This window comes from Streptomyces sp. NPDC087901, from assembly GCF_044742205.1.
Lineage (GTDB): Bacteria > Actinomycetota > Actinomycetes > Streptomycetales > Streptomycetaceae > Streptomyces.
This window is the reverse complement of record NZ_JBIUUC010000015.1, coordinates 1-26,556: the sequence shown is the minus strand read 5'-3', so window position 1 is coordinate 26,556 and position 26,556 is coordinate 1. Positions and strand designations below refer to the sequence as shown.

23 protein-coding genes and 1 pseudogene are annotated in these 26,556 nt (G+C 70.9%); 8 read left to right on the top strand and 16 right to left on the bottom strand.

What is annotated here, in order from left to right:
- Positions 1-97: 97 nt before the first annotated feature.
- The 3 genes from ACIOEW_RS33305 to ACIOEW_RS33295 all read left to right on the top strand — a co-directional run bounded on the left by ACIOEW_RS33305 (position 98) and on the right by ACIOEW_RS33295 (position 3,194).
- Positions 98-1,633, top strand: a complete 1,536-nt coding sequence (locus ACIOEW_RS33305; RefSeq protein WP_401968535.1) for an amino acid permease — start codon at positions 98-100, stop codon at positions 1,631-1,633.
- 4 nt (positions 1,634-1,637) lie between these two features.
- Positions 1,638-2,639, top strand: a complete 1,002-nt coding sequence (locus ACIOEW_RS33300) for an ADP-ribosylglycohydrolase family protein (protein ID WP_401968533.1) — start codon at positions 1,638-1,640, stop codon at positions 2,637-2,639.
- Between the two features lie 96 nt (positions 2,640-2,735).
- Positions 2,736-3,194, top strand: coding sequence for an SPW repeat protein (locus ACIOEW_RS33295; protein WP_362556518.1), 459 nt, complete (start codon positions 2,736-2,738; stop codon positions 3,192-3,194).
- Positions 3,195-3,294: 100 nt separating this feature from the next.
- Here ACIOEW_RS33295 and ACIOEW_RS33290 read toward each other — a convergent pair whose 3' ends face one another.
- A complete protein-coding gene (locus ACIOEW_RS33290) occupies positions 3,295-3,966 on the bottom strand; it encodes a TetR/AcrR family transcriptional regulator (protein WP_401968531.1) in 672 nt (223 codons plus the stop codon).
- Between the two features lie 156 nt (positions 3,967-4,122).
- Between ACIOEW_RS33290 and ACIOEW_RS33285 the strand changes: the two genes are divergently transcribed.
- The 4 genes from ACIOEW_RS33285 (at position 4,123) to atzF (ending at position 10,830) form a co-directional block, all read left to right on the top strand.
- Positions 4,123-4,941, top strand: a complete 819-nt coding sequence (locus tag ACIOEW_RS33285; protein WP_401968529.1) for an urea amidolyase associated protein UAAP1 — start codon at positions 4,123-4,125, stop codon at positions 4,939-4,941.
- The gene (locus ACIOEW_RS33280) at positions 4,938-5,561 is read left to right on the top strand and encodes an urea amidolyase associated protein UAAP2 (RefSeq protein WP_401968526.1); all 624 of its coding nucleotides are present in this window, start codon (positions 4,938-4,940) and stop codon (positions 5,559-5,561) included. Before ACIOEW_RS33285 ends, ACIOEW_RS33280 begins: the two co-directional genes overlap by 4 nt.
- 86 nt (positions 5,562-5,647) lie before the next feature.
- Positions 5,648-9,175, top strand: a complete 3,528-nt coding sequence (locus ACIOEW_RS33275) for a 5-oxoprolinase/urea amidolyase family protein (protein ID WP_401968524.1) — start codon at positions 5,648-5,650, stop codon at positions 9,173-9,175.
- Between the two features lie 11 nt (positions 9,176-9,186).
- On the top strand, positions 9,187-10,830 hold the full coding sequence (atzF, locus tag ACIOEW_RS33270; RefSeq protein ID WP_401968522.1) for an allophanate hydrolase: 1,644 nt from the start codon (positions 9,187-9,189) through the stop codon (positions 10,828-10,830).
- Positions 10,831-11,124: 294 nt separating this feature from the next.
- Here the strand turns inward: atzF and ACIOEW_RS33265 are convergent, their stop codons facing one another.
- From ACIOEW_RS33265 to ACIOEW_RS33210, 12 genes are all read right to left on the bottom strand, one after another.
- Positions 11,125-13,959 (bottom strand): DEAD/DEAH box helicase, encoded by a 2,835-nt coding sequence (locus ACIOEW_RS33265; protein WP_362556562.1) that lies wholly within the window; start codon positions 13,957-13,959, stop codon positions 11,125-11,127.
- Positions 13,960-14,035: 76 nt separating this feature from the next.
- Positions 14,036-14,944 (bottom strand): diacylglycerol kinase, encoded by a 909-nt coding sequence (locus ACIOEW_RS33260; protein ID WP_362556507.1) that lies wholly within the window; start codon positions 14,942-14,944, stop codon positions 14,036-14,038.
- Positions 14,945-14,962: 18 nt separating this feature from the next.
- Complete coding sequence (tatC, locus tag ACIOEW_RS33255) at positions 14,963-15,919, bottom strand: twin-arginine translocase subunit TatC (protein ID WP_401968518.1); 957 nt, start codon at positions 15,917-15,919, stop codon at positions 14,963-14,965.
- Between the two features lie 49 nt (positions 15,920-15,968).
- Positions 15,969-16,259 carry a Sec-independent protein translocase subunit TatA gene (tatA, locus tag ACIOEW_RS33250; RefSeq protein WP_326740533.1) on the bottom strand — a complete coding sequence of 97 codons (291 nt, stop codon included), beginning with the start codon at positions 16,257-16,259 and terminating at the stop codon, positions 15,969-15,971.
- A 278-nt stretch (positions 16,260-16,537) separates the two neighbouring features.
- Positions 16,538-16,735 carry a hypothetical protein gene (locus ACIOEW_RS33245; RefSeq protein WP_401968515.1) on the bottom strand — a complete coding sequence of 66 codons (198 nt, stop codon included), beginning with the start codon at positions 16,733-16,735 and terminating at the stop codon, positions 16,538-16,540.
- A gap of 47 nt (positions 16,736-16,782) precedes the next feature.
- Positions 16,783-17,061, bottom strand: coding sequence for a hypothetical protein (locus ACIOEW_RS33240; protein ID WP_401968512.1), 279 nt, complete (start codon positions 17,059-17,061; stop codon positions 16,783-16,785).
- An 18-nt stretch (positions 17,062-17,079) separates the two neighbouring features.
- Complete coding sequence (locus tag ACIOEW_RS33235) at positions 17,080-18,036, bottom strand: WYL domain-containing protein (RefSeq protein WP_362556499.1); 957 nt, start codon at positions 18,034-18,036, stop codon at positions 17,080-17,082.
- Positions 18,037-18,049: 13 nt separating this feature from the next.
- Positions 18,050-19,003: a helix-turn-helix transcriptional regulator gene (locus tag ACIOEW_RS33230; protein ID WP_401968509.1), complete on the bottom strand. Its 954-nt coding sequence runs from the start codon at positions 19,001-19,003 to the stop codon at positions 18,050-18,052.
- A 113-nt stretch (positions 19,004-19,116) separates the two neighbouring features.
- Positions 19,117-19,491, bottom strand: a complete 375-nt coding sequence (locus tag ACIOEW_RS33225; protein WP_350997226.1) for an FKBP-type peptidyl-prolyl cis-trans isomerase — start codon at positions 19,489-19,491, stop codon at positions 19,117-19,119.
- A gap of 43 nt (positions 19,492-19,534) precedes the next feature.
- Complete coding sequence (locus ACIOEW_RS33220; protein WP_362556495.1) at positions 19,535-20,497, bottom strand: FKBP-type peptidyl-prolyl cis-trans isomerase; 963 nt, start codon at positions 20,495-20,497, stop codon at positions 19,535-19,537.
- 142 nt (positions 20,498-20,639) lie between these two features.
- Positions 20,640-22,001 (bottom strand): Pup--protein ligase, encoded by a 1,362-nt coding sequence (pafA, locus tag ACIOEW_RS33215; protein ID WP_123468669.1) that lies wholly within the window; start codon positions 21,999-22,001, stop codon positions 20,640-20,642.
- A 9-nt stretch (positions 22,002-22,010) separates the two neighbouring features.
- Positions 22,011-23,270, bottom strand: a complete 1,260-nt coding sequence (locus ACIOEW_RS33210) for an MFS transporter (RefSeq protein ID WP_362556493.1) — start codon at positions 23,268-23,270, stop codon at positions 22,011-22,013.
- Positions 23,271-23,401: 131 nt separating this feature from the next.
- Between ACIOEW_RS33210 and ACIOEW_RS33205 the strand changes: the two genes are divergently transcribed.
- Complete coding sequence (locus ACIOEW_RS33205; protein ID WP_401968504.1) at positions 23,402-24,439, top strand: LacI family DNA-binding transcriptional regulator; 1,038 nt, start codon at positions 23,402-23,404, stop codon at positions 24,437-24,439.
- Between the two features lie 55 nt (positions 24,440-24,494).
- Here the strand turns inward: ACIOEW_RS33205 and prcA are convergent, their stop codons facing one another.
- From prcA to ACIOEW_RS33190, 3 genes and pseudogenes are all read right to left on the bottom strand, one after another.
- The gene (prcA, locus tag ACIOEW_RS33200; RefSeq protein ID WP_362556489.1) at positions 24,495-25,352 is read right to left on the bottom strand and encodes a proteasome subunit alpha; all 858 of its coding nucleotides are present in this window, start codon (positions 25,350-25,352) and stop codon (positions 24,495-24,497) included.
- A 59-nt stretch (positions 25,353-25,411) separates the two neighbouring features.
- Positions 25,412-26,257, bottom strand: coding sequence for a proteasome subunit beta (gene prcB, locus ACIOEW_RS33195; protein WP_401968501.1), 846 nt, complete (start codon positions 26,255-26,257; stop codon positions 25,412-25,414).
- Positions 26,209-26,394: pseudogene (locus tag ACIOEW_RS33190) on the bottom strand (endonuclease domain-containing protein); the annotation flags it as partial. The gene prcB and the pseudogene ACIOEW_RS33190, both read right to left, overlap by 49 nt.
- Positions 26,395-26,556: the final 162 nt, after the last annotated feature.

Genomic DNA, 26,556 nt, shown 5'->3' with positions numbered 1-26,556 from the left:
GCACTTCGGCCCCGCGCGGACACGGCTGCGTCACGCCCCCGAAACAGCGCGTCCCTAATTTCTGTCGCCCGACAGGAAATCGGCGACAGGGGCTGACATGACCGCCACCGCACCAACGGACGTACGACCGGATCCCGCCGGAACCGGCCAGGGCGACCACGCCTCCCTGGCCGGTTTCGGCTATCGCCAGGAGCTGCACCGGTCCATGGGGCGCTACGCCTCGTTCGCGGCCGGGTTCTCCTTCATCTCCGTCCTCACGACCGTCTTCCAGTTCTTCGCGTTCGGCTTCTCCTTCGGCGGGGCCGCTTTCTTCTGGACCTGGCCGGCCGTGCTCACGGGCCAGCTGCTGGTCGCCGCGTGCTTCGCCGAACTCGCCGCCCGCTACCCGCTGTCCGGGGCCATCTACCAGTGGTCGACCCGGCTGAGCACCCCCGCCTTCGGCTGGTTCGCCGGCTGGATCATGGTGATCGGGCAGATCGTCGTGGTCGCCGCCGCCGCGCTCGCGCTCCAGGTGGTGCTGCCGGCGATCTGGTCCGGTTTCCAGCTGGTGGGCGGGGACCCGGCGCCCACCACGGCGACGGGCGCCGCCAACGCCGCGCTGCTCGCCGTGGTACTCCTGGCCCTCACCACCACGGTGAACCTCCTCGACAACAAGGTCATGTCGGCGGTCAACCGGATCGGGGTGACGGCCGAGATCATCGGGGCCGTTCTCATCCTGGTTCTCCTCCTCACCCACACCGAACGCACCCCGGGCGTCACGCTGCACACCGGCGGCCAGGGCGGCGCGCTCGGGGCCATGCTGGTCGGTTCGTTCACCGCGGCCTATGTCCTGATCGGCTTCGACAGCGCGGGCGAGATGAGCGAGGAGACCCGCTCCCCGCGCCGCACCGCACCGCGCACGATCCTGCTCGCCCTGGCCTCGGCCGGGGTGCTCGGCGGGCTGCTGGTCCTCGCGGGCATCCTGGCCGCACCGGACCTGACCGACGGGCGGCTGGCCACGGAAGGCCTCTCGTACGTGCTGACCAGCAGCCTCGGGGACGGCATCGGCCGCGTGCTGCTCGCCGATGTGGCGGTCGCCGTCGCGGTGGCCACGCTCGCCATCCAGACAGCCGGATCCCGCATGCTGTTCTCGATGGCGCGCGACGGCGTACTGCCCTTCTCCGCCCGCCTCGCCAAGGTCTCCCCGCGCACCGGAATGCCCGCCGCACCCGCCCTGCTCGTCGGCGCTGCGGCCGCGGCGCTCGGACTGCTCAACCTGGCTTCCCCGGAGGCGTTCCTGGCGATCGGCACCACATGCATCGCGATGCTCTACCTCGCGTACGCCATGGTCACGGGCCCCATGCTGCTGCGGCGCCTGCGCCGCCTCCCCCTGTCCCCCGCCACCGGACCGCTCCACGACGAGACGGGCAAACCCCTCTTCTCGCTGGGCCGTTGGGGACTTCCGGTCAACGCGCTGGCCTTCGTGTACGGAGCGGTCATGACCGTCAACCTGGCCTGGCCGCGGGCGGCGGTGTACGACCCGGCGGGCGGGCACTGGTACTTCCAGTGGTTCACGGTGCTCTTCCTGGGGATCACGGTGCTGCTCGGCGCGGCTTATCGCGTGTACGCGAAGCGGTCCTCCTTCGTACGCTGACCGGATGAACTCCCTGGACAGACAGGACCGGGCAGCGGGTGCGGTCGTCGGATCGGCGGTCGGTGACGCGCTCGGGGCGCCGTTCGAGTTCGGTCCGGCGGGCGTCTACACGGCCCGCTTCCCGGACGGTGTCGGCACGATGTGCGGCGGCGGTGGCTGGGACCCGGGCGAGGCGACGGACGACACACAGATGGCCGTACTCGTCGCGGAGTCCCTGCTGGAGCGCGACGGCCTGGACCTGCCCGATGTGTTCGACCGGTTCCGACGGTGGGCGGCCGCCGAGCCGAAGGACATCGGGCTCCAGACGGAGTCCGTCCTGACCAGCGGTGACCCGTGGGACACCGCAGCAGCGCTGCACTTCCAGATCAACGGCCGGGCGGCAGGCAACGGTTCGCTGATGCGTGCCGCCACCTCCGCCGTGTACTTCGCCGGGCCGGGGCGGCCGGAGGCGGACGCCCGGGCCGCGACCATGGACGCGGCCCGCCGGATCGCCAACCTGACGCACGGCGACCGCGCGGCGTGGGAGGGCACCGCCGTACTGCACGAACTGATCCGGGTGGCGCTGGACGGGACCGATCCGCTCGCCGCCGTCCCGGACGCGCTGGCCGCAGTGCACGCGGCTCACCGGGAGCGCTGGACCACCGTCCTGGCACCCGGCTGGCATCCGGAACTGGCGACGGAGTTCAACGGCGCGGTGTGGCCCTGCCTGGGTACCGCGCTGTGGGCGCTGCGCACGACACGGTCGTACGAGGACGCACTGGCCTCGGCGATCGATGTGGGCGGCGACACCGACACGGTGGCGGCGGTGACCGGCGCCCTGGCGGGCGCGGTGTACGGATCCGGGGCGATCCCGGCGCGCTGGACCGGGGCACTGCACGTACCGCTGCCGGGGTACGGCGACCGGGTGCTGCGTGCGCCGGACCTGGCCGCCCTGGCCGGGCGGCTGGACGGCCCGTGGGCCGATGCGGATTCTGCGGATTTCAAGCCGCCTCGAAGCGAGACATAAGGGGCGCATAAGGGCAGAATGGCATAGCAGGCCACTTAAACCGCTTGTCACACAAGGCGGCGGCCAGGCCTGCGGGACCGAAGGAGACGAACCCTCATGTCAAACGTCTCGCATGCCGGCCACGACATGGCCGGACATCCCGATGTCACCGAAATGCGCGACCGCTACGACCGGATGATGGGTGGCCGCGACGTGGCGCTCGTGGACGGGCCGGTGTTCCTGGTCGGCCTGTACTGCGCCGTCTCGCCCTGGGTGCTGCACTTCACCACCTCTCAGGCCCCCCTCGTGACACACAACCTGATCATGGGCATCGCGATCGCCGTGCTGGGACTGGGATTCACCGTGATGCCGCAGCGGATGTACGGCCTGAGCTGGGCCATCTGTGCCATGGGCGCCTGGATGATCATCTCGCCCTGGGTGGTGGGCAGCAGCCCGGACGTGGGTGTCGTGCTCAACAACGTCATCATCGGCGGTCTGACCCTCCTGCTGGGGCTGGTCTGCGCCGGCGCCTCGATGAGGAGCGGCAGCGGCAGCGGCAGCGGCAACCGGGCCTAGACCTCGGCCTGGACCCCTTTCTTCCGCACGGCAGGAAGGACCACCTCCGTCGGCCGGGATCCGCAGGACGCGGACCCGGCCGATGCCGGTACCACCTCGGTCACCCCTCGGATACGGCCACCCGCCGCCCCCCGGCCCACACTCCGACGATCCGCAGCGCCGCGTCCGCGGTGGCGGCCGCGAACGCCTCCGTCGCCCGCTCGGGCCCGGAGAGATGCACCAGGATGACGCCCTCGATCAGCCCGAAGACCAGGTCGGCGCGGAGCCGGGCCTCGTCCGCACCGAGCGCCGCGCCCGCCTCGGTGGCGGCCAGCAGTTCCCCGTACGCGGACCGCAGCTCCGCCCGCACCCGGTGGAAGTCCGCGAACCGCTCGGCCCGCACCTCCGGCAGGACGTACAGCGCGCCGAGGTTGTACGGGCCCCCGCACAGCAGCGCGACGTCCGCCCGGCACAGCTCCCACAGGCGGTCCTCGGCCGGCCGCGACCCCTCCGCGAGCAGCTTCCCGGCGAGCATGAGCGACGGGGTGACGGTGGACTCCAGGAGCGCCGCGAGCAGGTCCTCCTTGCCCGCCACGTAGTGGTACATCGTCGCCTGCCGCATGCCCGCCCGCTCGGCGACGGCCCGGGTGGTGGTCGCCGCGTATCCCCGGGTGGTGAACAACTCCGCCGCCGCGGCCAGAAGTTCGTCCCGCGCGGACAGTCCGCTGTCCGGGCGCTGGGTGGCACGCGGCCGGCCGACCCGTCGGCCACCGGTTCCTGAGGTGCTGGGCATGGGCCGATCGTCGCACATCCCCACCCGCCACGATCTTGGTGAGTACTCGGTAACTCCCGCGCAACGCACGGGCAATGGCCACGACTCCCCGGCGTCCTAATTTCTGTCGCGCGACAGAAACAAGCATCGGCAACACGTCGAGCCGGAGGTTGAGCCATGGCGACAGCGACGACACACGGGGCCCGGAATCACGCCCGCGCGCAGGACGGCACCCGTACCGGGTCCATGCCGGTGGTGCCCGCGAGCGACTGGCCGGACGCCGCCCCCGCCACCCCCGTCTGGGCCGAGACGGTCGCGGGCGGCAACTACACGCACCATGTCCTGGCCCGCGGCACCGAGCTGCGGCTCACGGACCTCGCGGGCGACGCCTGCGCGCATCTGCTGCTGTACGCGGACGGCCGGCCGTGGGAGCGGCTCAACACCGCGGACACCGTCAAGGTCCAGTGGAACGCCTATCTGGGCGCCCGCCGGCTGCTCCTGTCCGACCAGGGGCGGGTGCTCGCCTCGGTGACCGCCGACTCCTCGGGCCGTCACGACGCGCTGTGCGGCACCTCCACCCTGCGCCGGAACACCGAACGCTACGGCGACGGCACCCCGCAGTCGGCCTCCCCCGCCGGCCGTGAACTGCTGAAGCTCGGCGCCCTGAAAAACGGTCTGGAGCCGCGCGACCTGCCGCCGTCGCTCTCCTTCTTCCAGGGCGTGCGGATCCGCGAGGACGGCACCACGGAGTTCACCGGCTCGGCCGGGGCGGGCGGCGCGGTGACCCTGCGCGCCGAGCAGGACCTGACCGTGCTGATCGCGAACGTCCCGCATCCGCTGGACCCCCGCCCCTCCTACACCAGCACCCCGCTGGAGGTACTGGCCTGGCGAGCCCGGCCGACCGCCCCGGGCGACGCCCTCTGGGACGCCGCACCGGAGGGCCGCCGCGCCTTCCTCAACACACTCGACTTCCTCACCGCCCGGGGGCTCGCATGACCACGACCGCCACGGTCCTCTCCACCACCGTCATCCCGGCCCGCGCGGCCTGGTCCGCGACCGTCGGGGCCGGCGAACACCTCACGCTCACCGATCTGCACGGCAACCAGGCGGTGGACTTCCTGGTGTACGACGCCCACGACACGGCGGTCCGCTACAGCGCTCCCGACACGATCCAGGCCCAGGGCGGCATCTTCCTCACCACCGGCAGCGTGCTGATGTCGAACGAGCACACGCCGCTCATGACGGTCACCGCGGACACCTGCGGTCGCCACGACACGGTCGGCGGCGCCTGCTCCAAGGAGTCCAACACCCTGCGCTACGGCCATCACACCTGGTCGCAGCACGCCTGCGTGGACAACTTCCTGGCGGAGGGCGCCCGGCACGGGCTCGGCAAACGCGATCTGGTGTCCAACATCAACTGGTACATGAACGTGCCCGTGGAACAGGACGGCACGCTCGGCATCGTCGACGGGATCTCCGCACCCGGGCTGAGCCTCACCCTGCGGGCCGAGACCGACGTGCTCGTGCTGATCTCCAACTGCCCCCAGATCAACAACCCCTGCAACGGTTTCGAGCCGACGGCCGTAGAGGCCACCCTCACCGGGACGAGCCGATGACCTTCGACCCTCCGGTGACCTTCGACCCTCCGGTGTCTCCCGCCCCTGCGGTGTCCCTCGACCCTCCGATTTCCTTCGATCCTCCGATGGCGTTCGACACCCTGCTGATCGCCAACCGCGGCGAGATCGCCGTCCGCATCATCCGCACGGCCCGCCGCCTCGGTCTGCGTACGGTCGCCGTCTTCTCCGACCCCGACCGTTCGGCCCCGCACGTCCGGCTCGCCGACGAGGCGGTACGGCTGGGTCCGGCACCCGCCAAGGAGTCCTATCTGGACGCCGATCTCGTGCTGCGGGCCGCGAAGGACACCGGGGCCGGGGCCATCCACCCCGGGTACGGGTTCCTCTCCGAGGACGCGGAGTTCGCCCGGCGCTGCGAGGACGCCGGGATCGTCTTCGTCGGCCCGACCGCCGCCCAACTGGAGCTCTTCGGCGCCAAGCACACCGCACGCGCCGCGGCCGAGGCGGCGGGCGTACCGCTCGCCCCCGGGACCGGACTCCTCCCGGACCTGCCGTCGGCGCTGGCCGCCGCGGAGCGCATCGGCTATCCCGTGATGCTGAAGGCCACGGGCGGCGGAGGCGGCATCGGCATGTCGGCCTGCCGGTCGGCCCCGGAGCTCGCCGACGCCTGGGAACGGGTGCAGCGCGTCGCCGCCGCGTCGTTCTCCTCGGCGGGGGTCTTCCTCGAACGCCTGGTGGAGGACGCCCGCCACGTCGAGGTGCAGGTGTTCGGCGACGGGCGCGGCCGGGTGGTGACGTTCGGCGACCGCGACTGCTCCCTCCAGCGCCGCAACCAGAAGGTCCTGGAGGAGGCACCGGCACCCGGCCTGCCCGACCGAATCCGTTCACAACTCACCGACTCCGCACGGGAGCTGTGCGCCTCGGTCGGCTACCGCTCGGCCGGAACGGTCGAGTTCGTGTACGACGCCGCGCGGGCCGAGGCGTACTTCCTGGAGGTCAACACCCGCCTCCAGGTCGAGCACCCGGTCACCGAGGAGATCCACGGTGTCGACCTCGTCGAGTGGATGCTGCGTCTGGCCCAGGGCGACACCGCGGTCGTACGGCAGCCGGACGCCCCGCACGGCCACGCCGTGGAGGCACGGGTCTACGCCGAGGATCCGAGCCGCGACCACCGCCCTGGTGCCGGTCTGCTGACCCGGGTCGACTTCCCCCGGGGCGAGGGCCTTCGGGTGGACAGCTGGATCGAGACGGGCACGGAGGTGACGACGGCGTACGACCCGATGCTGGCCAAGGTCATCGCGTACGGCACCGACCGCGCCGAGGCCCTGGCCCGGCTGGACGCGGCGCTCGCGGCGACCCGCGTCGACGGCATCGAGACCAATCTCGGGCTGGTACGGGCCGCGCTGGCCGACGAACGGGTCCGTACCGCGACGCACTCCACGGCCACGCTCGCCACGATCGACGACCCGACGCCCCGCATCGAGGTGGTCTCGGGCGGCACCCTCACCACCGTTCAGGACTGGCCCGGCCGCACCGGCTACTGGCAGGTCGGCGTACCGCCGTCGGGCCCCATGGACGATCTGTCGTTCCGGCTGGGCAACACGGCTCTCGGCAACGCCCCGGGCGCCCCCGGCCTGGAGTGCACCCTCCAGGGCCCCACCCTCCGCTTCACGCACCCCACGACCGTGTGCGTCACCGGCGCCCCGGCTCCGGTGACCCTCGACGGCGCAGCGGTACCGCAGTGGGAGCCGCTGACCGTCCCGGCCGGTGCCGCGCTCGCGATCGGCGCACCGGCGGAGCACGGGCTGCGTACGTACGTCCTCTTCGGCGGCGGTCTGGACGTGCCGGAATTCCTGGGCAGCGCGGCCACGTTCACGCTCGGCGGTTTCGGCGGACACGGCGGCCGGGCCCTGCGCACCGGCGACGTCCTGCACGGCGCAGGGCTTGCGCCGGCGGCTCTCCCCGTACCGGCCGGCGAGCGGCCCCTCCTCACGGGCAGCTGGCACATCGCCGCGGCCGAGGGCCCGCACGCGGCGCCGGAGTTCTTCACCGAGAAGGACATCCACGACTTCTACGCGGCCGACTGGAAGGTCCACTTCAACTCGGCCCGCACCGGCGTCCGCCTCATCGGCCCGAAGCCTCGCTGGGCGCGGGCGGACGGCGGCGAGGCGGGGCTGCACCCGTCCAACATCCATGACACGCCGTACTCCGTGGGCGCGGTCGACTACACCGGCGACATGCCCGTGCTCCTGGGCCCGGACGGCCCCTCGCTCGGCGGTTTCGTCTGCCCGGCGACGGTGGTGACGGCCGAACGCTGGAAGCTGGGCCAGTTGCGGCCCGGCGACACGGTGCGCTTCATGCCGGTGACGGTGACCGGCGAGCCCCGCCCGGAGATCGTCGACGGCGGCATCCTGTACCGCGACGACGTCCTCACCTACCGCCGAAGCGGCGACGACAACGTCCTGGTCGAGTACGGGCCGATGCAGCTGGACCTGGCCCTGCGCATGCGCGTCCACGCCCTCATGGAGGCGCTGACGGCCGCGGCCGTCCCCGGCATCACCGGCCTGACCCCGGGCATCCGCTCGCTCCAGATCCAGACGGATCCCACCGTCCTCGCCCAGACGGAACTGCTGGACCTGCTCCACCGCACCGAGGCCGCTCTCCCGCCCACCGACGCCCTGACCGTCCCCTCGCGCACCGTGCATCTCCCGCTGTCCTGGGACGATCCGGCGACCCGCGAGGCCATCGCCCGGTACATGGCAGGGGTACGGGACGACGCGCCGTGGTGCCCGTGGAACATCGAGTTCATCCGCCGGGTCAACGGCCTGGACACGGTCGACGACGTCTACCGCACGGTGTTCGACGCCGAGTATCTGGTGATGGGCCTGGGAGACGTGTACCTCGGCGCTCCGGTGGCCACCCCGCTGGACCCGCGCCACCGCCTCGTCACCACCAAGTACAACCCGGCCCGGACCTGGACCGCGGAGAACTCGGTCGGCATCGGCGGCGCCTATCTCTGCGTCTACGGCATGGAGGGGCCGGGCGGCTACCAGTTCGTCGGCCGCACCACCCAGGTCTGGTCGGGCTGGCAGCAGCGCGGTGCCTTCGATCCGGGCTCGCCGTGGCTGCTGCGGTTCTTCGACCGCATCAAGTGGTATCCGGTGGAGGCGGACGAGCTCATGGAGCTGCGCGCGGACATCATCTCCGGCCGCTTCGTCCCGCGGATCGAGGAGGGCGAGTTCTCACTGGCCCGGTACGAGGATTTCCTGGACCGGAACGCGGAGTCGATCGCCGCGTTCCGTAATCGCCAGGGCACGGCCTTCGCCGCCGAGCGGGACGCGTGGGAGGTGGCGGGCGAGTTCGCGCGGGCCGACGCCGCCGACGCACCGGCGCCGCCCGCCGCCGAGGTGACGGTGCCGCCGGGCGGCCGGCTGGTGGAGGCCGAGTTCGCCGCATCGGTCTGGCAGCTCCATGTGGCCGAGGGCGACGCGGTGACGGCAGGTCAGCCGCTGCTGGCGCTGGAGGCGATGAAGATGGAGTCCCGGGTCCATGCCCCGGCGGACGGTGTGGTGGAAAGGATCCTCACCCGGCCGGGCGCCCAGGTCGAAGCGGGCACGGCTCTGGTGACCCTCGCCCCGCCCACCCACACGAAGTGAGGAGCCCTCTGATGTCCGACCCCACGCTCACCCGGGTCCGCGCCGCGTACGCCCGTATCGAGGCGGTGGACCGCCCGGAGATCTGGATCGGTCTGCGTCCGCGGTCCGACGTGGAGGAGGAGGCCCGAGCCGTCGAAACCCGCCTGGCAGCGGGTGAGTTCCTGCCGCTGGCCGGCCGCCTGCTGGCCGTCAAGGGCAACATCGACGTGGCCGGCCTGCCCACCACGGCGGGCTGCCCCTCCTACGCGTACGAACCCGGCGCGGACGCCCCCGTCGTGGCCCGACTCCGTGCCGCCGGGGCGCTGGTGATCGGTACGACGAATCTGGATCAGTTCGCCACGGGTCTGGTCGGCACCCGCTCCCCGTACGGCGCGGTCCGCAGCGCCCCCGCCCCCGATCGCATCAGCGGCGGTTCCAGCTCGGGTTCGGCGGTCGCCGTCGCGCTCGGCATCGCGGACCTGGCGCTCGGCACGGACACGGCGGGTTCGGGCAGGGTCCCGGCGGCGTTCAACGGCATCGTGGGCCTGAAGCCGACGCGCGGCCTCGTCCCGGTCGACGGCGTGGTCCCCGCCTGCGCGAGCCTCGACTGTGTCACCGTCTTCGCCCGTACGCTCCCCGAGGCGGAAGCGGCGCTCGCCCTGATGGCCACACCCATCGCCCGCCCCGTCCCCGCCCGTGTCCCGGGGCCGTGGCGGATCGCGGTGCCGCCCGCGGAACAGCTGGGTGAACTGGACCCCGGCTGGGCGGACGCCTACGCGGCCGCCGCGGACCGCCTCCGCGCGGCGGGCGCCGTCCTGCGACCGGTCGACCTGACGCCGTTCACCGAGGCCGCGGCGATGCTGTACGAGGGCGCGTTCGTCGCGGAGCGCTACACCGCGGTGGGCGCGTTCGTCGACACCGGCCCCGCGGACCTGGACCCCACGGTGGCGGGCATCATCACCGCGGCCCGGGAGGTCCCGGCACACCGCCTGTTCGCGGACCGGGACCGGCTGGAGCGGCTCCGCGCCGCGGCCGAGGCCGCAGTGGGCGACGCGGACGCCCTGTTGCTCCCCACCACACCCGGCCACCCCACGCTCGCCGAGGTCGCGGCCGACCCGCTGGGCACGAACGCCCGCCTCGGCCGGTTCACCAACTCCACCAACCTGTTCGACCTGTGCGCGGTGGCCGTCCCGGCGGGCGAGGTGTCCGGCCTGCCGTTCGGCGTCATGCTGATCGGCCCGGCCCACACGGACGAACGCCTGACCCGGATCGCCACCCTGCTGACCCCGCCGGTCCGCATCGCGGTAGCGGGCGCCCACCTGACCGGCGAGCCGCTCAACCCGCAACTCCTGGCCCTGGGCGCCCGCCTGATCCGTACGACGAAGACGGCCCCCGTCTACCGACTGCACGCCCTGGCGACGACGCCGCCCAAGCCGGGCCTGGTCCGCGCGGACGAGGGGGGCGCGGCCATCGAGACAGAGATCTGGGAACTTCCCGCCGAGGGTCTGGGCACCCTCACGGCAGCCCTCCCGCACCCCATGGTGCTGGGCCGGGTGGACCTGTCGGACGGCACGGCGGCTGCGGGCTTCCTCTGCGAGCCGTACGCGGTGGAGGGGGCGGAAGACATCACGGGGCACGGTGGCTGGCGGGCATACAGATCAAGCCACTCCGCCTGAACAGCACCTCCGGTGTTCCCGAGCCCCTCCAGCATCCCCGAGCCCCCGGCGTTCCCCCTGCCCCTCCAGCGTCACACCCTCCAGGGGCCCCTCAGCCCCGCCGCCGTACCCCTTCCAGCCCCTCCGGCGTTTGAGGAGCGGGGGGCCGGGGGCAGAGCCCCCGGTTACGGGAAGGGGCGGGGAGGGGAACAGGTCCGCCGCAGGCGCACCCACCCGCACCCGGCAACGCCCTCACCCCTCACCCCTCACCCCTCACCCCTCACCCCTCACCCCTCACCCCTCACCCCTCACCCCTCACCCCACAGAGCTGTAAGCCACCACTCCCCGCAACACCTCATCAACCGCCTTACGCGCATTCCGTCCCACCGAACTACCCTCGCGCGGCGCCGCGGCAGCGACCTGCCCCAGCACGTCGATCACCTGCTTGCACCACCGGACGAAGTCCCCCGCCGGCATCTCCGCCTCACGCAGCACCTCGTCCAGCGTCCGCCCGGACGCCCACATGTACACCGCCCAGGCGAATCCGAGGTCGGGCTCGCGCTGTCCGACCCCCTCCGCCTGATTGATCTTGAAGTCCTCCTCCAGGGCGTCCAGACGCCCCCAGATCCGGACCATCTCGCCCATCGCGGTCTTCGCCGGCCCGGACGGCAGCTTCGGCGCCACCGCGTCATCCGACTGCCGCGCCTCGTACACCAACGCCGAGACACACGCGGCGAGTTCGGCAGGGTTGAGGCCCTCCCACACGCCTGCCCGCAGGCACTCGCTCGCCAGCAGGTCCAGCTCGCCGTACAGCCGGGCCAGCCGCCGCCCGTGCTCGGTGACCTCGCTGCCCCGCAGATAGTCGAGCTCGGTGAGCAGGGCCACGATCCGGTCGAAGGTGCGGGCGATCGTGTTCGTCCGCCCCTCGATACGGCGCTCCAGCTGCTGGGTGTCCCGCTGCAGCCGGTGGTACCGCTCGGCCCACCGCGCATGGTCCTCGCGCTCGTCGCACCCGTGGCAGGGGTGGGCTCGCAACTCGGCCCGGTAGCGCGCGATCTCGCGGTCGTCCGCGGCGGCGGCACGCTCACGGCGATGCCGGTCCGGCACGAGGTGCCCGGCCTTGGTCCGCAGCGCGGAAGCCAGATCGCGGCGTGACTGCGGCGAGCGCGGGTTGAACGACTTCGGGACGCGCATCCGCTCCAGCGCCTCGACCGGCACCGGGAAGTCGATCGATGCCAGCCGCTTCACCTGGCGCTCCGCCGTCAGCACCAACGGCCGCGGCCCGTCGTGGTATTCGAGCCCGCGGTGCCCGTGCCCGTTGGTCCGCCCGGCCGGCAGTCCCGGGTCGAGGACGAGCGCCAGACCGGCGAACTTGCCGGTGGGCACGTGGATGACGTCACCGGGCTTGAGCTTCTCCAGGGACGCCGCCGCCGCGGCCCGCCGCTGCGAGGCTCCCTGCTTGGCGAGATCCGTCTCCCGATCCTTGAGGTCGCGGCGCAGCCGCGCGTACTCCTCGAAGTCACCGAGGTGGCAGGTCATTCCCTCCTTGTAGCCCTCCAGGCCCTCCTCGTTCTTCTGGACCTGGCGGGAGATCCCGACCACCGAGCGGTCCGCCTGGAACTGGGCGAAGGAGGTCTCCAGGAGCTCGCGAGAGCGGTGCCGCCCGAACTGCTGAACCAGGTTGACGGCCATGTTGTACGAGGGGCGGAAGCTGGAGCGCAGCGGATACGTACGCGTGCCCGCGAGTCCGGCCAGCGCGCCGGGGTCCATGCCGCGCTGCCAGAGCACCACCGCGTGGCCCTCGACGTCGATGCCGCGCCGGCCGGCCCGGCCGGTCAGCTGGGTGTACTCGCCGGGTGTGATGTCGGCATGCTGCTCGCCGTTCCACTTGACGAGCTTCTCCAGAACCACCGAGCGTGCGGGCATGTTGATCCCGAGCGCGAGGGTCTCCGTCGCGAAGACGGCCTTCACGAGCCCGCGCACGAAGAGCTCCTCGACGACCTCCTTGAAGGTCGGAAGCATCCCGGCGTGGTGCGCGGCGATGCCACGCTCCAGGCCTTCGAGCCACTCGTAGTAGCCGAGAACGTGCAGGTCCTCGGTGGGGATGGACGCCGTGCGCCGCTCGACGATCTCCCGGACCAGCCGGCGCTTGTCCTCGTCGTTGAGCCGCAGCCCGGCGTGCAGGCACTGCTGCACGGCGGCCTCGCAGCCGGCCCGGCTGAAGATGAACGTGATGGCGGGCAGCAGTCCCTCGGCGTCCAGCCGGTCGATGACCTCGGCCCGCGACGGTGTCCAGATCCGGGTGCGCTGGCGCCGCTCGCGCTCGCGGTCCGCCTCACGCACCATCTTCCCGCGGCGGCGCTCACGCGGGTTGTATCCGCGCTGGTTCTCCATGCGTGCGAGCCGGACCAGGTCGGGGTTGACCTCACGGCGTCCGGACCCGCGGCCGCCGTGGTCGCTCTCCTCCTCGAAGAGGTCGTACATCCGGCGGCCGGCCAGCACATGCTGCCAGAGCGGCACCGGCCGGTGCTCGGAGACGATCACCTGGGTGTCGCCGCGGACGGTGTCCAGCCAGTCGCCGAACTCCTCGGCATTGGACACGGTCGCCGACAGCGACACGAGGGTGACGGATTCGGGGAGGTGGATGATCACTTCCTCCCACACGGCGCCCCGGAAGCGGTCGGAGAGGTAGTGCACCTCGTCCATCACCACGTAGCCGAGGCCGTTCAGCGCCTGGGAGCCCGCATACAGCATGTTCCTCAGCACCTCGGTGGTCATGACGACCACCGGCGCATCGGCGTTGACGCTGTTGTCCCCGGTCAGCAGGCCGACCTTGTCCGCGCCGTAGCGCTTGACCAGGTCGGCGAACTTCTGGTTGGACAGGGCCTTGATCGGCGTGGTGTAGAAGCACTTGCGGCCCTGGGCCAGGGCGAGGTGCACGGCGAACTCGCCGACGATCGTCTTGCCCGAACCGGTCGGGGCCGCGACGAGCACGCCCTTGCCGGCCTCCAACGCGATGCAGGCCTCGATCTGATAGGGGTCCAGATCGAACTCGTACATCTCGCGGAACGGCCCGAGTGCGGTCGCCTGCTCGGCGGCTCGGATCCGGGAAGCCTGGTATCGCTCAGCTGGTGAGAGGTCCTCTGTCATCTTGTCCACGAGCCTACCCGCCGCCTCTGACACTGACGCGATCTTTATCGAGGCCGCGGGCCCGGGCGCCCGCCCGTCAGACGGGAGAGGGAGAACCGGCCCCCAGTACCCGGGCCGCAGCCGGCACACAGGTGGCGGTCAGCGGCAGCGGGCCGAGCGGTTCGCCGTCCGCGTACGCGGTGACGCCGACCGCTTCGAGCGCGATGGTGGAGACCCGGTGCACCGTGACGGCGGGGTGGCCGAGGTGCGTTCCCTTGTAGACCTTGGGGAACACCTTGAGGAGGGTGGTGCGGCTGCAGTCGCCGACGACGGTCACGTCGAAGAGTCCGTCGTCCATGACGGCGTCCGCGCAGATCCGCATGCCGCCACCGTAGGTCGACCCGTTGCCGACGGCGATGAGCGTCGCCTCGATCTCCCGGAACGGCCCGCCGTCCAGACTCATGCGGTACGGGATGGGCTTGAAGGCGGCGAGTTCGGCGAGGATCGCCAGGTCGTACTTGAAGCGGCCGCCGACCCAGCGCATCCGGTTTCCGCGGTCGTTGACGCGGGAGTCGAAGCCGGAGGCGAGCACGGACCCGAACCATCGCTCACCGACCCGGCCGAGGTCGATCTCGCGTACGGCACCGCCCTTGAGCGCCTCGGCGGCCAGCCTGCCCGCAGCCGCGGGGTCCCGTATCGGCATTCCGAGAGCGCGGGCGAAGTCGTTGCCCGTACCGACGGCGACGACACCGAGCGGGGTCAGGGTCCCGGCGACCGCCTGGAGGGCGAGGGACATCATCCCGTCCCCGCCGACGGCTATGAGCGCGCCCGTCCCCCCGGCCACAGCCTCGCGCGCCCGGCGCAACGCGTCGTCGGCGTCCTCACCGAGCACGGTACGGACGGAGAATCCGGCGTCCCGCAACGCGGAAGCGGCCGGCTGCGCGGCGTGCGCGCCCCGGCCGCGTCCTGCGGTGGGATTGACGAAAAGGGTGATCTCGCTGGTCACCCGGGGGACCTTACAAGGTCAGGTGATGTCGTCGTAACCGTCTCGCCGGCTCGATCGTCCGCCGTCCTGTTCGCCATCGGCCTGTGCGGGCAGCGAAGCCGACACGTTCTCCATGTCGCCGATGTCCTCAGGGGTCAGATCCAGCTCCGAGGCCTCGTCGTCGTCCAGCTCGGCGTCGGGGTTGCTGCGACGCCTCCGCCGGTCGTTGGCGATGCAGATGCCGAGCGCCATGAAGTAGAGCAGCACGATCGGTGCCGCCAGCGACACCATCGTGAGCGGGTCGCCCGTCGGGGTGGCCACTGCCGCGAAGACCGTGATGCCCATGACCATGGCGCGCCACCAGGACGCGAGCCGCTTGGCCGTGAGCACTCCGGTGAAGTTCAGCAGGACGAGCAGGAGCGGCAGCTCGAAGGCGAGGCCGAACACGATCACCATGCGCGTGACGATGTCGAGATAGTCGTCGACGGGCAGCAGGTTCGTCGTGTTGTCCGGGGTGAATTCGAGCAGGACCGCCGCGGTCTGCGGCATCAGGATGTACGCGAGTGCCGCACCCACGAGAAAGAGCGGCACACCAGCACCGACGAAGCTCAGCGCGTACTTCTTCTCGTTCTTGTGCAGACCCGGCGCCAGGAACGCCCAGAGCTGGTAGAGCCAGACCGGAGTGGAGAACACCACGCCCGCCATGAGGGAGACCTTGAGGGCGATGGAGAACGGAGCGACGAGACCGTTCACCGTCATCTCGGCGCAGGGGTGACCGTTCGCCTGCTTCTTCTGGCCGTCGGTGCACCCGACCGACTCCAGGATCGGGCGGATCAGGAAGTCGATCAGATCCTGGTAGAAGAAGGCCGTGACCGACGTGATCACGATGACCGCCACGACCGCGATCAGCAGTCGGTTACGCAACTCACGCAGGTGATCAGCGAGAGGCATCCGCCCCTCGCCGTCCTTCTCCTGCTTGCGGGCAGACTTGAGCAACCCACTTCCCTCGTTTCGTGCGGTAGCAACCGGAGGAATCCGGCAGCTATCAGCTCTGGGTGGTGGGCTTCGCTTCGTTCACCGGGCGGGAGCTCGTCACGTCGCCGGGAGCGGCCTGAATCGTGCGCGCGGCTGCGGGCTGCTGAGCACCCTGGTCGGCGACCGTGTCCGTCGGTGCCGCCGGCTCGTCGTCCTTCTTCATCGCCTTGGCCTCGCTCTTGAGGATGCGGGCCGACTTGCCGAGGGAACGCGCCATGTCGGGAAGCTTCTTGGCGCCGAACAACAGCAGGATGACAGCGATGATCAGAACGATCTCGAGAGGCTTCAGATTGCCCATGATGTGCTTCCTTCTCGCTGAGGCGGCTGGAGGTGGGCTCGCTGCCCTTGGGCCGGACACACGTCCGACCATTTCGCTGGGAGCGATCGTAACCCGCGGGAGTAAACGCGAGGCAATGCCTGTGCATACATTCGACAGCGGCCCCCACCCCCTGCCAGGGCCGTCACCAGCAGCGTACCTCCCGCCACTGTGAAAAAGGAGGCCGCGCCCGTCCGGATCGAACGGGCCCCAGGGCCTTCCGTACGGCCCCCGCGAGCCCGGCCCGATTCAAACGAGAGGCCTCAGTGCAGGGTTTCGCCGGTGGCTGCGAGATTCGTCGCAGCGCGCTCCAGGTCCTCCGCGGCCCGGTTGATGCGCTCAGTGGTCCTTGTCACCTGGTGGCCGAGGCGCTGTGCCTCGATGAAGACCTTGACGGCCAGCACGCCCAGGACGGCGATGCCGAGGAATCCCAGGGCGATGGCGAGCATGGGCCAGAACATGCGCAGAGCCTCGATGTGTCTCGTGTCCGAAGGTCCGGAGCGGGGTCTCAGATGCCGGCGTGCAGGCGCAGCGTCCGCACGCCGCCGCCGGTGAGGAGCTCCACTATCCGCTCCCCCGCGGGCCGGCGGACGGACGCGTCGCACGCGGGACAGGTGAAGGAGTAGAACGTGGTCCGGCTGCTCGCACCGATCGCTAGACGGAACTCCGCCGCCGCGAGTTCGAACCGGGCGCGGCACTCCGGGCAGGCGGCCTTGAACCGTACGGATTCGGGAACGACTACGGTCGGCACGTCGGAAACACCGGACATCACAGACATGTTGGACATATCTCCTCAGGTATCCCCTCAGGCCAGCTCGTCGTAAGCGGCGAGAGCCGCCCGGGCCGCGGTCCGGGCGCTGCGCGCCAGCTCCGGCGGCGAGACGATGCGCCCCTCCCCGCCGAGCCGGAGCGCGAGCCTGCGCAGCGATGCCGGGTCGGGGGTGCGCAGGGTGATCCGCAGACCGCCGTCGGGCAGCTCCTCCGCGCTGTCGTGCGGGTAGTACTCGGCGACCCAGCGTCCGCCCGGGCCGACCTCGACCACGACCTCCGGGTCCTCGGCGGCGGGCTGGACGAGCCCCTCCGACAGGTCCCGGAGCTCCAGCTCCGGCGGCGCGGCCGGCTCGTCGAGCAGCCGGATCTCGGCAACCCGGTCGAGGCGGAACGTACGCCGGTCCTCGGAGGACCGGCACCAGGCCTCCATGTAGGTGTGACCGACGGCGAACAGCCGGATCGGGTCCACCTCGCGCTCGGTCAGCTCGTCGCGCGCGGGCGAGTAGTAGCGCAGCCAGAGCCTGCGGCGCTCGGAGATCGCCCGGTCCACGTCGGCGAAGACGCCGCCCTCGGACTCGAAGGTGACCGAGAGACGGGAGCTCGCGGCCCCGACCTCACCGGCGGCGGCCTCCAGCTTGGCGGTGGCCCGCAGCAGCGCCTGCCGGTCGCTCTCGCGCAGTCCGGGCAGCGTCGCTACGGCGCGCGCGGCGACCAGCAGCGCCGTCGCCTCGTCGGCCGCGAGCCGCAGGGGCTCGGCGACATCGTCCGGATTGTGCCACCAGATGCGGTCGCCGTCCGTGTCGATGTCCAGCAGATCGCCGCCACGGAAGCTCGTCCCGCACATGGGCAGCACGTCGAGGTCCGAGATCAGCTCGTCCTCGGTGATCCCGAAGGCCCGGGCGACGTCCTGGACATGGGCGCCGGGGCGCTCACGCAGATACGTCACCAGGGAGAGCATCCGGCGGGTCTGGTCGATGGCGTTCGTGGCCATGAATACGGTCCCCTCAGTCCTTGGCCACGGCGCGCAGCCGGTCCACCACGTCGGCCAGCAGATCCGCAGGTTCCTGTACGACGACGTCCGGACCGAACTCGACGAGCCAGGCGTCCAGACCGTGTCCGTACGGAATCTCCAACTCCTCCCACCCGTTCCCGAGTTCCCGGACCGATATGGCCCGGGCCCGCAGCGGGTAGCCGGAATCGGCCCGCAGCCTGATCAGCGCGGTACGCGTCGCCGTCTCGCCCGCCCAGCTCTCGACGGTCTCGCGGACGGTGACCACGTCGGGCACCTCGGCGGTGAAGGCACCGGCCCGGGAACGGACCTTGCCCGCGATCCGGGAGAGCCGGAACACCCGCTCCGCGCCCCGCCCCCGGTCCCAGCCGGCCAGGTACCAGTGTCCGCGCCAGCACTCCAGCGTCCACGGCTCGACCTGGCGCTGCTCAGGGCGTGCCGCATTGGCCTTGCGGTAGTCGAAGGTCACGGGCCGGCGGTCGCGGCAGGCCAGCATCAGCGGCTCGAACGCGGCCTCGTGGACGGGGATACGGGGTTCGAGGGCGCTGTGCACCTCGTACGCGTCCTCCGCCTCCGGCATTCCCGCGGCCCGCAGCTTCTGCAGGGCTCCGCTGGCGGCACCGGCCAGCCGGGCCTGCTGCCAGACCTTGGCGGCCAGCCCGAGGGCTGCGGCCTCCTCGGCGTCCAGCGTGATCGGGGGCAGCCGGTTGCTGTCGCGGCGGGCGAGGTAGCCGGTGTCGCCGTCCAGGTTCTCCACGGTCTCGATGACCAGACCGAGCTCGCGCAGATCGTCCTTGTCGCGCTCGAACATCCGGTTGAAGGCGTCGTCGGAACCCGCTTCGAGATAGGCCTCGATGGAACCGCGCAGTTCGCGCTTGCTGAGCGGGCGCCGGGTCCCCAGCAGACACAGTGCCAGGTTCATCAGCCGCTCGGCCTTGGCAATCGCCATCGACGCCCTCTCTGTTTGCTCTACGACCCTCGACCGTACCGCTCCGGACTGTCCGGACAAAAGCGAGGGCCCGCGCCTTGCGGCACGGGCCCTCGGAGCGCAGGGGCGCGGGATCAGACGGCGACCAGGTCGCAGACGAAGATCAGCGTCTCGCCCGGGGCGATCGCGCCGCCGCCGGCGCCACGGTCACCGTAGCCGAGGTGCGCGGGGATGGTCAGCTGGCGACGGCCGCCGACCTTCATGCCCTGCACGCCCTGGTCCCAGCCCTTGATGACCTGACCGGCACCGAGCTGGAACTGGAGCGGGGTGCCTCGGTTCCAGGAGGCGTCGAACTCCTCGCCGGTGGAGAAGGCCACGCCCACGTAGTGCACGGAGACGGTCTGGCCGGCCTTGGCCTCGGCGCCGTCGCCTTCCCAGATCTCCTTGATCTCCAGGTCGGCCGGCGGCTCGCCACCCGGGAAGTCGATCTCGGGCTTCTCGATGCTCACTGACTTGCTCCTCTAAATGATGAACTGGGCAACCGGGACAGTCTTACATCTTTGCCAGGATGTCCACGGCGAAGACGAGCGTCGAGTTCGCGGGAACGGACTGCTGGGCCTTGTCACCGAGGCCCTGGTCCGGCGGGACGACGAGCAGCACACGGCTGCCGATCTTCTTGCCGATCAGGCCGTTCTTGAGCCCCTTGAGGGTGACCTGGGCGAGCGGGAAGGAGGCGGTCTTGCCCGTGGTGTAGGTGTTGTCGAACTCCTTGCCGTCCTTCCACAGCTTGGCCACGTAGTTCACGACGACCGTGTCGGTCTCCTTGACGACCTCACCCTTGGACTCCAGGACGTAGTTGGAGACCAGCTTCTTCGGCGGGGTGACCTTGCTGGGGATGGTGAGGGTCGGCGCCTTGCCGTCGGTGTTCGTGCCCACCTTCGGCAGGTCGACGTTGTCCTGGGCGACCGGGGTGCCCTTGGCCGATGCCGGGATCTGCTTCGCCTTCAGGATGTCGACGACGAAGACGAGCGTGGCGTTCGCCTTGATGTCGCCCTGGCCCTGAGCGCCGTAACCGAGGTCCGGCGGGATGACGAGCTCGACCCTGCTGCCGACCTTCTGGCCGACCAGGCCCTTGTCCCAGCCCTGGATGACCATGCCGGCACCGAGCGTGAGATCGAACGGCTGCTTGCGGTCGAAGCTGTTGTCGAACGGCTTGTCGGAGTCCCAGGCCTGCCCCAGGTAGTTGACCTGGATCGCGTCGCCGTTCTTGAGCGTGGCGCCGTCACCCTCACTGATGACCTTGGTCTTCAGCTCTTTGGGCGGGGTTCCCGTGCCCTTGGCCAGGGTGGGCTTCTCGCCGAACTTCGCGCCCGCGGTGATGGCGGGGAACCCGCCCTTCGCGGAGGCGGGCGCGGAGGCGGACGCGGAAGCGGAGTCGGAGCCCTTGTCGTCGCTGCCGCAGGCCGCTGACACCAGCAGCAGGGGGACGACGAGAAGGCCGGCAATTCGGCGCACTGGTTCCTCAGATCTCAGACGACACATTTGTTGGGACGCAAGCCCCAGGGGGTCCCCGACACTCTAGGGCGTGCACAGGGCCCCGTACGAGGAACGTACGGGGCCCGAGTCGCACGAGAGCCGAGGCGCGTCCTGCGCCGGCTCACATACCCGCGATCAGCTTCTCCACTCGGTCGTCGACGGATCGGAACGGGTCCTTGCACAACACCGTGCGCTGCGCCTGGTCGTTGAGCTTGAGATGGACCCAGTCGACGGTGAAGTCCCGCCGCTGCTCCTGGGCCCGCCGGATGAAGTCGCCCCGCAACCGCGCCCGGGTCGTCTGCGGGGGCACCGACTTGCCCTCGAAGATCTTCAGGTCGTTGCAGATACGGGCGGCCTGACCCTTGCGTTCCAGCAGGTAGTACAGGCCCCGGCGGCGGTGGATGTCGTGGTAGGCGAGGTCTATCTGGGCGACCCGCGGATTCGACATGGTCATGTTGTGCTTGGCCCGGTACCGCTCGATGAGCTTGTACTTCATGACCCAGTCGATCTCGGTGCCGATCCGGTCGAGGTCCTCGGCCTCGATCGCATCGAGCGTACGGCCCCACAGTTCGAGGACCTTCTCGACGTTGCCCGTGCGGATGCCACGGCGGTCCACGAAGTCCACGGCCTTCTCGTAGTACTCGCGCTGCACCTCGATGGCGGAAGCCTCACGGCCGCTGGCGAGACGCACCTTGCGCTGCCCCGTGATGTCGTGGCTGACCTCACGGATCGCCCGGATCGGGTTCTCCAGGGTCAGATCCCGCATCACCGTGCCCGCCTCGATCATGCGGAGCACCAGGTCGGTCGCGCCGACCTTGAGGAGCATGGTCGTCTCGGACATGTTGGAGTCACCGACGATGACGTGGAGGCGGCGGTACCGCTCCGCGTCCGCGTGCGGTTCGTCGCGGGTGTTGATGATCGGACGGGAGCGCGTCGTCGCGGAGCTGACGCCCTCCCAGATGTGCTCGGCACGCTGGCTGACGCAGTAGACGGCGCCCCGCGGGGTCTGCAGCACCTTTCCGGCGCCGCAGATCAGCTGTCTCGTGACGAGGAAGGGAATGAGGATGTCCGCGAGCCGGGAGAATTCTCCGTGCCGGGCCACGAGGTAGTTCTCATGACATCCGTAGGAGTTTCCCGCCGAGTCGGTGTTGTTCTTGAAGAGATAGACGTCGCCTGCGATTCCCTCCTCGTGCAGGCGGCGTTCGGCGTCGACAAGCAGGCCTTCGAGAATGCGCTCGCCGGCCTTGTCGTGGGTGACCAGCTCGGTCAGGTTGTCGCATTCGGGGGTTGCATATTCCGGATGCGATCCCACGTCGAGGTAGAGGCGGGCGCCGTTCCGCAGAAAGACATTGCTGCTGCGGCCCCATGACACAACACGGCGGAAGAGGTAGCGCGCCACTTCATCAGGAGACAGTCGGCGCTGTCCCCTGAACGTGCACGTGACGCCGTACTCGTTCTCCAGCCCGAAAATGCGGCGGTCCATGACTGAACATTACGCCTGATGGCCCGAGCTGAAACCGGGTTCGACGGCACCGTTTCGATCATTTTCCGATCCTCGCACCGCGACAGCACTATGTCCGGGAGCTGCGAGGACCTTTCCGGTGGCCAGCAGAACGAGCAGCGCGGCCACTCCACCGGCCCCCGCCACGGCGAAACTCCACGCCGTCCCGCCCAGCTCCACGGCCGGGCCCGCCACGGCCGTCCCCGCCGCCGCGCCCACCCCGAACGTCGTCACGAGCCAGGAGAACGCCTCCGTCACCGTGCCCCGCGGGGCGTGCCGGTCGACGACGATGAACGAGCAGGCGATGGCCGGGGCAAGGAACACTCCGGCGACGGCGGCCAGCACGGTCATCGCCACCACACCCGGCGTCAGGATCAGCGGCAGATAGCCCAGCGCGAGGAGCGCCACGATCACCCGGAGCCGGCGCTCGGGCGGCCCTGCCCACTGCCGCGCCCCGTACACCGAGCCTCCGATCAGGGCGCCGAGGCCCAGGGCGGCCATCAGCCAGCCGTAGACGGACTCCCGGCCGTGGTCGTCGGCGTACGCCACGCCCGCCACCGTGATGGAACCCAGCGCCAGCCCGATGAAGAAGAAGGAGCCGAGCAGCGCCAGCAGTCCGGGCGAGCGCAGCGCCCCCAGCCAGTGCGCCTCGCGCGGTGCGGAGCGCCAGGCCCTGGACGGCTCGGACAGGACGACGGAGAGCGCCCCCAGGACGCCGATCGCGTTGATGACGAGCAGTGCGGCAGCCGGCGACCAGAGCGAGACCAGGACGGTCACCAGCAGCGGCCCCACCGTGAACATGACCTCCTGCGCGACCGCGTCCATGGCGTACGCCCGGTGCACCCGGTCCTCGCTGCCGAGGACACTCGGCCACAGGGCCCGCAGGCCGCCCTCCAGGGGCGGTGTGGCCACGCCCGCGACGGCCACGGCCGCATAGGCGAGCGGCAGCGACCCGAAGCCGGCCACGGCGAGGAGGGCCATGCCGAGAGCCGAGAGCACGGCGGCGGGCAGCTGGACGCGCGGCTGGCCGTAGAGATCCACGGCGCGGCCCAGCAGCGGCTGGCCGACTGCCGTGCCCAGCCCGTACACCGCGGCGAGCGCGCCCGCGAGGGCGTAGCTGCCCCCCTCCGCGCGGACGAACAGCACGATCGCGATGGGGGCGGTGCCGTTCGGCAGCCGGCCCACCAGGGTGCCCGTCAGCAGCCGGGCGGCATGCCGCGCCCGGAGGATGTCCAGATATCCCGCGGCCATGTCCCGCCCTCCCCTTGGAGCGCCTTGCGGCTACCCGAGGTTTTACGTATAACTTCCGGGTTCATACGTACCATGAGCCCAGTCCGCAGGTCCACCTCGCAGCGCCTGCACAGACCGGCCCGGAGGCCCGCGTGACCAGCCCAGCACCGCCCGGCCCACCCCGGCCCACCAGCCGCGACGTCGCGCGGACCGCAGGCGTCTCCCAGGCCACGGTCTCCCTGGTCCTCGGTGACAAGTGGCGCGGCCGGGTCTCCGAGGCCACCGCCGGCCGGGTGCGCGACGCCGCCCGCGACCTCGGCTACCGGCCCAACCTCGCCGCCCGCAATCTGCGCCTCGGCCGCACCAGGACCGCCCTGCTCGTCGTCCCCGCGCTGACCAACGAGTTCTTCGCCCGGGTCTACACCGGTGCCGCCGCGGTCGCCGCCGAGCACGGCTTCGGCGTCGTCCTCTACCCCTCGCCCGACGGCACGGGGCCGGCCCGGGACCCCTTCGCCTCGGCTCGCGCCGCCCTGGACGGGGTGATCGCCTCCTCCATGGCCGCCGACGCCCTCGGCGCCCTGCACGGCGTCGGTCTCCCCCTGGTCATGCTCGACAGCGACCCCGCGGCGCCGGGGCCCGCCGCTCGGGTCAACCTCGACATCGCCGACGGGATGCGGCAGGTGACGGAGCATCTGCTCGCCCTCGGCCACCGCCGTTTCATCCATCTCGCCTCGGCCGTCGACTCCTGGACGTTCGCCGTCCGAGCCCGCGCGCTCCACGACGCCCTGAGCGGTGTCCCCGGCACCGAGGTCCTCACCGTCCCTGCCGCATTGGACGTACGGGCCGGTCGCGAGGCCACGGAACGCGCGCTGGCTGCTCCGGGGCCCCGCCCCACCGCCATCGTCTGCGACGACGACATCCTGGCCGCGGGCGCCTGCAAGGCCGCTCGCCGGCTCGGCCTGCGGGTTCCGGACGACCTCTCCGTCACGGGTTTCGACGACCTGGCCCTGGCCACGGCCGTCGAGCCCGAGCTCACCACCGTGCAGCTGCCCGCCGAGCAGGTCGGCAGGCACGGCATGAGCGCGCTGCTGGCCGTGCTGGACGGCAGGCCGGCCGAGTCCGGCAGCCTGCCGGTGCGACTGGTCGTCCGCGGCTCCTCCGCGCCGCCGCCCGGCCGCCACGCCGCATGACAGTGCCCCGGCCCGCCGAGGAGGCGGACCGGGGCGCGGAGGCCGGCAGAGCCGACTACTCCACGTCGCCGCCCGAGTCGGTGGAATCACCGGCATCGGGGGCGGCCTTCTTCGTGCCGCTCTTCTTGCCGGTGTCCGCCGCTGCCGCGGAGGTGTCCGCGCTCTCGCCGTCCTCCGTGTCCGAAGGGGCGTCCGTCGGCGTCGAATCGGCGCCGTCCGCTTCCAGCAGCCGGGCCAGCTGCCGGCCGATGATCCGCTTGAACTTGCGCTGCTGCGGCCTCGTACGGTCCAGGACCGCGACTTCCAGCCGCTCTGCGGGGATCTCCCGCTCGCTGCCGTTGGGGTCGCGGGACAGCGCCTGCACCGCCAGCTTCAGCGCCTCGGCGAGGGACATCCCGTCACGGTGGCGCTGGTCCAGGAAGGTGCTGATCTGTTCCGCGTTGCCGCCGACCGCGACCGAGCCGTGCTCGTCCACGATCGAGCCGTCGTGCGGCAGCCGGTAGATCTGGTCACCCTCGGGCCCTGCGCCCACCTCGGCGACCACCAGTTCCACTTCGTACGGCTTCTCGGCCGCACTGGAGAAGATGGTGCCGAGCGTCTGCGCGTAGACGTTCGCCAGCCCACGCGCCGTCACGTCGTCGCGGTCATAGGTGTATCCGCGCAGATCGGCATAGCGCACTCCGCCGATGCGGAGATTCTCGTACTCGTTGTACTTTCCGGCGGCGGCGAAACCGATCCGGTCATAGATCTCGCTGAACTTGTGCAGCGCACGGGACGGGTTCTCGCCGACGAACACAATGCCGTCGGCGTACTGCAGCACAACCAGGCTGCGACCACGGGCGATGCCCTTCCGAGCGTATTCCGCCCGGTCGGCCATGGCCTGCTGAGGTGAGACATAGAACGGCGTCGACACCGGCTATCCGTCCCTTTCTGTCAGTGGCAGGAGCATCGAAGAAGCCTCGAAACGGGCGGTCAGAGCAGCGCGGCGCGTGGGCCGTCGGGCTGTTCCAGCCGGCGTTCCAGAATCGAGCGGGCAATCTCCGCGGATTCCGCCTCGGTCAGCTTCCGGAAACCGTCTTCGGTGATGACGGTGAGGATCGGATAGATACGACGGGCGACGTCCGGGCCACCGGTCGCCGAATCGTCGTCCGCGGCGTCGTACAGCGCCTGCACGACCAGCGTGAGCGTCTGCTCCTCCGTCAGATCCTCGCGGTAGAGCTTCTTCATCGAGCCACGGGCGAAGATCGAGCCGGAGCCGGTGGACGCGTACCCGTGCTCCTCGGAACGGCCGCCGGTGACGTCGTAACTGAAGATCCGGCCCCGCTCGCGGTCGACGTCGTAGCCGGCGAAGAGCGGCACCACGGCGAGACCCTGCATGGCCATCGCCAGATTGCTCCGGATCATCGTGGAGAGCCGGTTCGCCTTGCCCTCCAGGGAGAGCTGGGCCCCCTCGACCTTCTCGAAGTGCTCCAGCTCCAGCTGGAAGAGCTTGACCATCTCCACGGCCAGACCAGCCGTACCGGCGATACCCACCGCCGAGTACTCGTCGGCCGGGAAGACCTTCTCGATGTCGCGCTGCGCGATCATGTTGCCCATGGTCGCCCGCCGGTCACCGGCCAGGACTACGCCGCCGGGGAAGGACGCCGCGACGATCGTGGTGCCGTGCGGCGCCTCGATGGCCCCCTTCATGGGCGGCAGCTGCCGGTTGCCCGGGAGCATCCCGGGCGACTGGTCGGACAGGAAGTCCATGAACGAAGAGGACCCGGGCGTCAGGAAGGCAGCTGGTAGACGCCCGGTGCTACGAGTGTTGGCTTCCACGCGTTTCCCTCCAGGTAAGCGATGGCCCTGCGCTAGGCGTCAGGAGCATCTCCCAACTTGCCTACGGCCGAATTGCAGTTGAAGCACCGTATGCCACGGACCCTACCCGTCCGACCGGGGTGATCCACATGTGTGGCGGAGGTATTCGGAGCGATCATGATCCGTGCCAGCGGCCGTGGGGGGCGGGCGGGCGCCCCCGCCCCCCCCCCGCGCCCCCCCCCCGGGGGCGGGGGGGGGGGGCCCCCCCCCCAGGGAAAAAAGAAAGAAACAAAAAAAACGCCATGGCCCCCCCGGCAACC